Origin of the sequence: Iamia sp. (assembly GCF_035575815.1) — a bacterium.
Classification (GTDB): Bacteria; Actinomycetota; Acidimicrobiia; order Acidimicrobiales; family Iamiaceae; genus Iamia.
On the sequence record NZ_DATLXO010000197.1, the window covers coordinates 1 to 8,009 of the forward strand.

At 70.4% G+C, this 8,009-nt stretch carries 10 protein-coding genes and 1 pseudogene; 8 read left to right on the top strand and 3 right to left on the bottom strand.

Annotated elements, in window-relative coordinates:
* On the top strand, positions 1-1,215 hold a 1,215-nt coding region (locus VNL12_RS20010), incomplete at its 5' end, for a Fic family protein (protein ID WP_325597027.1).
* Between the two features lie 450 nt (positions 1,216-1,665).
* Here VNL12_RS20010 and VNL12_RS20015 read toward each other — a convergent pair.
* From VNL12_RS20015 to VNL12_RS21345, 3 genes and pseudogenes are all read right to left on the bottom strand, one after another.
* Positions 1,666-1,938 (bottom strand): hypothetical protein, encoded by a 273-nt coding sequence (locus VNL12_RS20015; RefSeq protein WP_325597029.1) that lies wholly within the window; start codon positions 1,936-1,938, stop codon positions 1,666-1,668.
* Positions 1,939-1,943: 5 nt separating this feature from the next.
* The gene (locus VNL12_RS20020) at positions 1,944-2,168 is read right to left on the bottom strand and encodes a hypothetical protein (RefSeq protein ID WP_325597030.1); all 225 of its coding nucleotides are present in this window, start codon (positions 2,166-2,168) and stop codon (positions 1,944-1,946) included.
* A gap of 220 nt (positions 2,169-2,388) precedes the next feature.
* Positions 2,389-2,905, bottom strand: a pseudogene (locus VNL12_RS21345) (AAA family ATPase).
* A 47-nt stretch (positions 2,906-2,952) separates the two neighbouring features.
* Between VNL12_RS21345 and VNL12_RS20030 the strand changes: the two are divergent.
* The 7 genes from VNL12_RS20030 (at position 2,953) to VNL12_RS20060 (ending at position 7,898) form a co-directional block, all read left to right on the top strand.
* A complete protein-coding gene (locus VNL12_RS20030; protein ID WP_325597034.1) occupies positions 2,953-3,573 on the top strand; it encodes a hypothetical protein in 621 nt (206 codons plus the stop codon).
* Complete coding sequence (locus VNL12_RS20035; protein WP_325597035.1) at positions 3,570-4,226, top strand: RES family NAD+ phosphorylase; 657 nt, start codon at positions 3,570-3,572, stop codon at positions 4,224-4,226. Before VNL12_RS20030 ends, VNL12_RS20035 begins: the two co-directional genes overlap by 4 nt.
* 664 nt (positions 4,227-4,890) lie before the next feature.
* Positions 4,891-5,013: a hypothetical protein gene (locus tag VNL12_RS20040; RefSeq protein ID WP_325597037.1), complete on the top strand. Its 123-nt coding sequence runs from the start codon at positions 4,891-4,893 to the stop codon at positions 5,011-5,013.
* A 329-nt stretch (positions 5,014-5,342) separates the two neighbouring features.
* Positions 5,343-5,975 (top strand): HAD family hydrolase, encoded by a 633-nt coding sequence (locus VNL12_RS20045; protein WP_325597039.1) that lies wholly within the window; start codon positions 5,343-5,345, stop codon positions 5,973-5,975.
* A gap of 161 nt (positions 5,976-6,136) precedes the next feature.
* On the top strand, positions 6,137-6,376 hold the full coding sequence (locus tag VNL12_RS20050) for a hypothetical protein (protein WP_325597041.1): 240 nt from the start codon (positions 6,137-6,139) through the stop codon (positions 6,374-6,376).
* 217 nt (positions 6,377-6,593) lie between these two features.
* On the top strand, positions 6,594-7,388 hold the full coding sequence (gene heR, locus VNL12_RS20055) for a heliorhodopsin HeR (RefSeq protein ID WP_325597043.1): 795 nt from the start codon (positions 6,594-6,596) through the stop codon (positions 7,386-7,388).
* A gap of 147 nt (positions 7,389-7,535) precedes the next feature.
* Positions 7,536-7,898 (top strand): ATP-binding protein, encoded by a 363-nt coding sequence (locus tag VNL12_RS20060; RefSeq protein ID WP_325597045.1) that lies wholly within the window; start codon positions 7,536-7,538, stop codon positions 7,896-7,898.
* The last annotated feature ends 111 nt before the right edge of the window (positions 7,899-8,009 follow it).

The window sequence follows — 8,009 nt, forward strand, 5'->3', positions numbered from 1 at the left end:
AGGAGCACGATGCGACCGGACGCGTTCACCTCGACCGAGCGCGGTCGGGTCCGCAGGACCCCGGAAGGGTTCTGGGCGTTCTTCCCGGCCGACGTGCCGCGGCGGCTGTCCCTGTCCGACGAGGTGGTGAAGCTTCTCGACGAGGCGACCGGTGCGGTCCACCGCCTCGGCGGCGTCGGTCGCCTCATCCCGAACCCGCGCCTGCTCATCGGTCCGCACCTCCGGCTGGAGGCGGTGCTCAGCTCGCGGATCGAGGGCACGAAGACCGACGTCGGTCAGCTCTTGCGGTTCGAGGCCGGGCAGGTCCCCTCGCGTGAGGCCGCCGACGACGCCGAGGAGGTCAGCAACTACGTCGTGGCGATGGAGCACGGCCTCACCCGCGTCCGCGGCGGCTTTCCCATCTCGGTCCGCCTCTTCCGCGAGATGCACGAACGGCTGCTCCACGGTGTTCGCGGCCACCACCGGCGGCCAGGGGAGCTGCGCACGAGCCCCGTCTGGATCGGCGGGGCCACGCTCGACGACGCCGTGTTCGTGCCTCCGCCGCCCGACGAGATGCAGCGCGCCCTCGATGACCTCGAGAGGTTCCTGCACGAGCGTGACCTCCCCCTGCTCCTGCAGCTCGCCGTCGCCCACTACCAGTTCGAGGTGATCCACCCCTTCCTCGACGGCAACGGCCGCATCGGGCGACTCATGATCCCGCTGATGCTGGTGCTGCGTGATGCGCTCCCCCAGCCGTTGCTCTACCTCTCCGCCTACTTCGAGCAGCACCGCGGCGAGTACTACGACCACCTCCTCGTCACCAGCCAGCAAGGCGACCTCATGGGTTGGATCGCCTTCTTCCTCCGCGGCGTCCAAAGGCAGGCACGAGACTCCGAGGAGCGGACCGTCCGTCTCGTCGAGCTGCAACACCAGCTCCGCAACGACCTGCTCGACGAGGGCCGACCCAACTCGGTGGTCCGCCTCGCCGAACAGCTCTTCTCGATCCCCGTGGTCACCGCCGGGCGGGTCGAGGCGATGATCGGCGTCACCCGTCCCACCGCACAGGCCGCCATCGACGCCCTCGTCGAGCGCGGCGACCTCACTGAGGTCACCGGCCGCGCCCGCGGCCGCATCTACGAGGCGCGCACGATCTTCGACGCGGTGTACGGCCCCGTCCACGTCGAGGAGACCACCGTCGAGCCCCAACTACCCCTCAGGTTCACCGGCCCCGAGTAGCCGACGGGCAGGCGTCCCGAGCACCCTCGACGCCACGGAGGCAGATCCACACCCGTCGGCACTCCACTTCGACCAAGCGGCTGGAAGATCCCCCCAGAAGCTGGCACTCCGATTGGCACTCCACGGGACATCACTGGGCCGGATCCGGCAGCACGTGCCGGAACGCGCACCGCACCTGACCAGGTAAGATGCGATTCGACACCACCAACCGGACCCGTCGGATGGGCCTACGGATCAGAAGGTTGGGGGTTCGAGTCCCTCCGAGCGCGCTAAACCGCTGTGGGCCTTCCTGCTCGGCGCCGGGCTCCGCATCGGCGAGCTGGTGTGGCTGCGATGGGCGAACGTCGACCTGTGCGCGAGCACGCCCGGATCGTGGAGTTCGCCTCGACCCTCGGCTGGTGCCGGGTCGAGTCGCAGGGCAAGAGCGCGACGGCGACCCGCACGGTCGAGTCAGGCGGTCTCGGCCATCGTGCCGTAGCGCTGCTGGGCGCCTTGGGCTGAGGTGCCGATCTGGGCTCCGATGCGCTTCCATGAGAGGCCCGCATGTCGGGCGGCGGTGACGGCTTCGGCGACCTGCCGCTCGCTGCGGGCTCGGCTGAGTGCGGCCCGGCGGAGGAGGTACTCGGCGACATCGACCTCGTCGTCGGGGGATGGCTCGTAGCGCTCCAGCTGCTGGGCCAGCTCGTCGGCGTGGTCGAGGATTTCCTGCATCGATCGGGGCATCTTGGTCACCTCAGGTACTTGGGTCGTGCGGTCATGGCGTGGACGATGAACTCGATGCCTTCGTCAGAGGTCGCCACGCCGACCTCCAAGAACTGGCCTGACTGGTCTCCTCCGACGATCATCGTGAAGCCGTCGACAAGGAAGACGCGGATCGGATGTCGGTGGGCGTGGAGCATGTCGTCGTCGCTGATCCCATGCCGTCGAGCACCCGCCAAGATGACCGGGTCCACCACGTCAAGTTACCTTGATGATGCTGATGTAGCAACCGGCCGTCAGGTGGCTACGACCCGTCAGAGACCGATGCCGCGGTCCCGGACATCGTCCCGACGCCAGGCCAGCAGCGCCGTGTCGTGGCCGGCGGCGACATCGGCTCCCCAGGCGTGGACCATGTCCACGAGGGCGTCGAGGCGGCTCAGCGAGAGGGTGGTGCGGCCCCGGCTGATGTACCAGTCAACGGTTTCCTGGACGGAGCCGTGGCGCAGGGTTCGCCAGGGCGGCGCGCTCGGCGGCGTCTCGTTGGCGGACGTTCACGTCCAGGACGGTGAGGACGTTCGGGTGGCGCTCGAGGAGGGAGGCGAGGGCGCCGCCGGGGCCGATGGCGGAGAGTTGCCGTGGGTCGCCGACGAGGACGAGCTTCGCCCCTGCCCGTTCGACACCGACGACGAGACGGTGAAGGTCGGCGTCCGCAGATGGCAGCTTCGTCGAGGATGACGACCTTCCGGGGGTGGATGGTGATCTGACCGTGGTCGAGCCGCCCCAGCAGGGAGGTCACGGTGCGGGACTCGACGTGCGCTTCGTCCCCGAGGGTGCGGGCGGCTTGGCCGCTGGTGGAGGTGCCGACGACCCGATGCCCAATGCCTTCCCGAGGGCGACCGCTCCCATCGGTGCTCGTCCGGCGAGGCGCTCCAGAAACGCTTCTCGTGAGATCGGTGGTCTGCGAGCTCCAGGCCCTCGTGGCCGCCCACATCCCCGAGTAGCGCACTCTGGCGCTACAATCTCACCATGGCTCAGCCAATGAGGTACGTTGAGGCTCGGCTCGGGATCGCCGGTCCGGAGCGAACCAAGCGCAAGGGCGAGCAGGCGCTCGACCGCCTCCGAACCGTCGCTGGCCGCGGCGGTACCGACGCGGCGCTCGTCGTCGCGCTGCTCGAGTCCGCCGCCGACACCGCCGAGAGCCACCGCGCGATCAGCGCGCTCCCATCGGCCGAGCGAGACCTGTGGACCTCGGTTGGGGCGAGGTTCGACAAGCGGACACGACTGAAGAACGACCAGAGACTGGTCGACGCGTTCGGTGCGCTGCTCGCCCGGTCGGTCGTCGGCGATACGGCCATGGCCGAGCTGCTCGGCGTCGACCGCAGCCGGGTGTCCCAACGGCTGGCGGACCGCAGCCTCTACGCCTTCACGGCAGGCGATGAGCGGTGCTTCCCGCGCTGGCAGCTCGTCGACGGGAAGCCGTTGTCCGGCCTCAAGGTGGTGCTGCGCGCCACCGATCCTGCGTTGCACCCGCTGACCGTCAACCATTGGTTCACGACCCCGAACGTCGACCTCGAGATCGACGACGAGCCGGTCAGCCCCGTGACGTGGCTCGCCACCGGCGGTGACCCCCAGGCAGCAGCCGACCTCGCCGACCTGTGACCGAGCGTCTCCCTCGGCCCGACACCGCCAGGGTCCGCGACACGATCCCGGGGCCAGAGGAGCTCACGGTCCTGCCGGCGGGCACCGTCCTCGTCCGGGTGCACCCCCTCGGCGGCGCCCATCCAGCGGCGTGGAACGAGCTCCGGGCGTTCGGTCCGACCAAGAGCCGCTTCGACCACCAGACTCTGCCACGCCGCAACCACCCCACTCGGCGGATCGCCTACCTCACCATGGGACCGGACGCCTTCGTCGCCGCGCTCGCGGAGTGGTTCCAGGACGACGGCGGTGGTGTCGGACCGTTCGATCTCACGCTGCGGCAACCCGCGATCACGATCCTCGAGACCGCGACCGAGCTCACCCTCCTCGATCTCGACAGCGGATGGGTGACCCGCGTCGGCGGAAACCAAGCCATCCGCAGCGGACCGCGCGGCGTCTGCCGCGACTGGTCGCGCGCCATCTGCCGACACCACCAGAACCTCCAGGGCTTGGCGTTCGGTTCCTCGGTGTGGGGACCGGGCCGCTGCCTCGCCCTCTGGGAGCGCGCCGCAATGGCCTTCCCAGCCGCGCCGACCGCGACCCGCCAGCTCGACGACCCCGCGCTCACCCTCGCCGTCATGGACGCCGCCCAACGACTCGGCTCCTACGTCCTGTGACCGGCACGAAGGCTGCGGTGGGCCTGGCGAGCCCGACGGGCAGCCGGCAGCCGAGAGCGTTCGCCTCTGAATCGGCGTGACACTTCCCGCATCTGCGCCCGCGAACGGGACGACGGGGACTTGGGCACTCCGATTGGCACTCCACGGGGCGTCACGGCGCCGGATTCGGCAGCATCCGCCGGACCGCGCACCCAACCTGACCTGCTACAACGGCACTCGACAACACCAGACGGACCCGTCGGGCCCGCCTACGGATCAGAAGGTTGGGGCTCGAGTCCCTCCGAGCGCCCTTCGCAGGTTCCCTGCTGAGAGGCGGTTTCCCACATCGGAGACTCTCGCGCGTCCGGAGCCGGGCGCGCTTCTGATGGATCTTCCAATGGACCGGCCGCTTGACGTCCCGACGCAGGTACCACACTGGGCGACGGTGGCCGACGGGTGGCCGCGCCGGACGGGATTCCTGCTGCGCGACATCGAACGGCCCGAGGCCGACACATCCTGATCCAGAAGCCCCTGGACCTCCCGGACAGGGTCGTGTCACGATGCTCGGCTCCCCCGTTGGGGCCCGCGATGTCGAGCCGAGAGGTGGTTGCCATGCATTGGCTATGAGCCGGTGAACGAGAGGACCCGATGGCGGGTCCCCACCGGCCCTCCCTCGGAGGGTCTGATGCGCCGCCGCCACGTCCGGTTCCTGGCTGGCGCCCATGACGCCGAGGCGTTCGTCGAGGACGCCGGCGGGGACGTGATCGAGGTCGCCCGCGCCTTCCACGCCGAGGTCGTTCGCCCTTGATCCGCCACCACGGGCTGGGCGCGGTCGCGTTCGATCGACCCCCGGGAGTGCACGCGCCGTCCGGGACCTGCCGATGCGCTGACGGGCTCCGGGCCTGGTCATCCGGTACCGCTGGGGGCGTCGAGCATGTCGGCGACCCCGGTGGCGGTTCGCCCTTGGTGATCCTTCCTTCTAACGGATCGGCTGTGAGGGCCGACGCACAGGCACCCAGGAGCGGCCCGGTGGCAGCAGGGAGGGTGGTACGGGCGACCCGGCCGGGAGTCAGCTCCCCCCGGGTCCACCGACCGGGTCCGATCGTTGCGGTCTGACGGCGGCGGTACCGTGCGACGGTGGCTCCTCTGGTCGATCTGCTGCTCTGGGACGTCAACGGTGTCCTCTACGACTACGACCCCGACGTGCGTGTGGCGGCGCTGGCCCGCGCCCTCGGCGTCGACACCGACGCAGTGCGTGACGCCCTCTTCGCCAGTGGGCTGGAGGATGCCTCCGACGCCGGGGAGATCGGCCCGGAGGCCTACCTGGCCGAGGTTGGCCGTCGGCTCGGGACGGAGCTCGATCGGGACCGGTGGGCCGGTGCCCTGGCGGCGGCGGTGACTCCCCGGCGCGACGTGTTGCCGGTGGTCGAGGCCGTGGCCGGACGCGTCCGCTGCTCCACCCTCTCCAACAACGGCCTGTTGGTGCGCGAGATGGTCGGTCGCATCTACCCCGAGCTCGCAGCCCTGGGCATCGAGGTGCACGTGGCCGCGGAGTACGGAGAGTCCAAGCCCGATCGCGGCATCTTCGTCGACGCCTGCTCCAGCTGGGGCGTCGAGCGGACGCGCGCCGCGTTCGTCGACGACAAGGCGACCAACGCCGAGGGCGCCTCGCGCGCCGGCCTCCACTCCCATCACTTCAAGGATCGCGACGGTCTGGTCGCCTTCTTGGCCAGTCTCGGGTTGCCACCGGTCGCCGAGGGAACACCTTGACCTGCCTCGAACAAGGCCGTGGGGGGGTCCCGAGGGTTCCGGACGGGATCGGTCCTCACGCGTGCGAGGCGAGGACACCGTGTGCCGCTACGGCGGTGAGGAGTTCGTGCTGCTGATGCCCGCGGCTGGGTCGTCGAGGGGCTGCCGAGCGGATGAGGTCGGTGCGGGATCGGCTGGAGGCGGCGCTGGTGAGCGGCGACGTGCCTCGCGTGTCGGCCAGCTTCGGCGTGGCCGACTCGGGCCAGGCCGCGACGGCCGAGGCGGTCATCAACCTGGCCGACCTGGCGATGTTCGGGGTCGAGGCGGCCGGGCACGACCGGGTCGTCGTCGCCGATGACCCGCCGACCGAGCGGGCACCAGCCGTCGACCAGGCGCCGGCATCCGTGGCGCTCGATCTCTGACCGCGACCTCCTGACCGGGACGGACTGACCGAAACACGTCTGATCGGGACGGACCGACCAGCCCACCTGACCGGGACGGGACGTTCTGCTGCGCCCGTCTCGACGGTCGGCGACGCGCAGCCCGCTTGCTCATCGGCCGGTCGGGTAGAGGGTCGGCGTCGCACTCAAGGCGCGGCGTCACCCCGTCGCGCCGCCCACAGCCGAAAGCGCCGCCCCGATGACCCGCACCTCGCCGCGCACCACAACGCCGCCCGCGGTGGACCTCGAGCGGGTGGGGGGTCTGCGCCCCTTCAACCTGGTGGCCGGAGCCGCCCACCTGGCCCAGGCGGTGGTGCTGGTCATCTTGTCGACCGACTTCTCGCTCCCGGTCAGCGCCACCTTCGCGTCCGGGCCGCCCGGCCAGGCGGTGACCGCGGAGCGGCTCGAGGAGCTCTTCGCCTACCCGCTCGGACCGGCCGTGGCCCTCTTCTCGTTGCTCTCGGCGTTCTTCCACCTCCTCGTGGCGTCGCCGTGGGGGTGGCCGCGCTACCAGAAGGAGCTGGCGGCCGGCCGCAACCGGTTCCGGTGGGTCGAGTACTCGCTCTCGGCCTCGCTCATGATCGTGCTCATCGCCGGCCTCACCGGGATCACCGACGTGGTGGCGCTGCTGGGCCTCTTCGCCGTCAACGCCTCCATGATCTTCTTCGGGTGGCTCATGGAGACGACCGACCGGGCCGGCGACGACGTGGACTGGTCGCCCTTCGTGTTCGGGTCGCTGGCCGGCGCGGTGCCGTGGATCGCCATCGCGGTGTACCTCATCGGCGCCGGCAGTGAGGTCCCGACCTTCGTCTACGGCATCTTCGTGACGCTCTTCGTGGCCTTCAACTGCTTCGCCGTGAACCAGTGGTTGCAGTACCGGGCCGCCGGGCGGTGGGCCGACTACCTCCACGGCGAGCGGGCCTACATCGTGCTCAGCCTGGTGGCCAAGAGCCTCCTCGCCTGGCAGATCTTCGCCAACGTGCTGATGGGGTGAGCCCGTCCCGGTGGGGCGCAGCACGTCGTGGGCGAGGTGTCACGATGCGCGACGCGACATCGGGTTGCCGGGTGGATGGCGGGACAGTGCGGGGTCGATGGTCGTCCCTCACGAGCCTGTTCCCGCGTCGAACGGCGCAGAGCCGACGTGAACTCGCTCCGGGTCCCCGAGGACCTCGACGCCGTCGTCACGGCGCGGGATTTCGTCGTCGCGCTCGCGGAGGACTGGGGCTCCAGCGACGCGGAGGACCTCGCGGTGGTGACGAGCGAGCTGGTCACCAACGCCATCGTCCACGCCCGCAGCGCTCCGACCGTCACGATCAGCCGGGCAGGTGACGGCAAGGTGCGCCTCGAGGTGCGCGACGACGATCCCAGCCCTCCTGTCGTGCGGGCGCCCTATGACCGCCACACCCGGGGCCACGGCCTCCACATCGTCGCGGCCTTGAGCGAGGAGTGGGGCGTCGAGGTGGTGGGCGGCACCAAGGTGGTGTGGTGCCGCGTCGAGGTGTGACCGCACGATTCGAGCGCACCGCCGGCACCGCTCACGGCGGGGTGAGGATCTCGCGCTCGATGCTGATGTCGGCCTGGGTGACGCCGCCGACGTCGATGCTGTCGATGGCCT

What these genes read in the sequence shown, in the direction of transcription:
- VNL12_RS20015 (WP_325597029.1), bottom strand. Translation starts at nt 1,938, where the DNA reads ATGCCCCGATCGATGCAGGAAATCCTCGACCACGCCGACGAGCTGGCC.
- VNL12_RS20030 (WP_325597034.1), top strand. Translation starts at nt 2,953, where the DNA reads ATGAGGTACGTTGAGGCTCGGCTCGGGATCGCCGGTCCGGAGCGAACC.
- VNL12_RS20040 (WP_325597037.1), top strand. Translation starts at nt 4,891, where the DNA reads ATGCGCCGCCGCCACGTCCGGTTCCTGGCTGGCGCCCATGACGCCGAG.
- heR (WP_325597043.1), top strand. Translation starts at nt 6,594, where the DNA reads ATGACCCGCACCTCGCCGCGCACCACAACGCCGCCCGCGGTGGACCTC.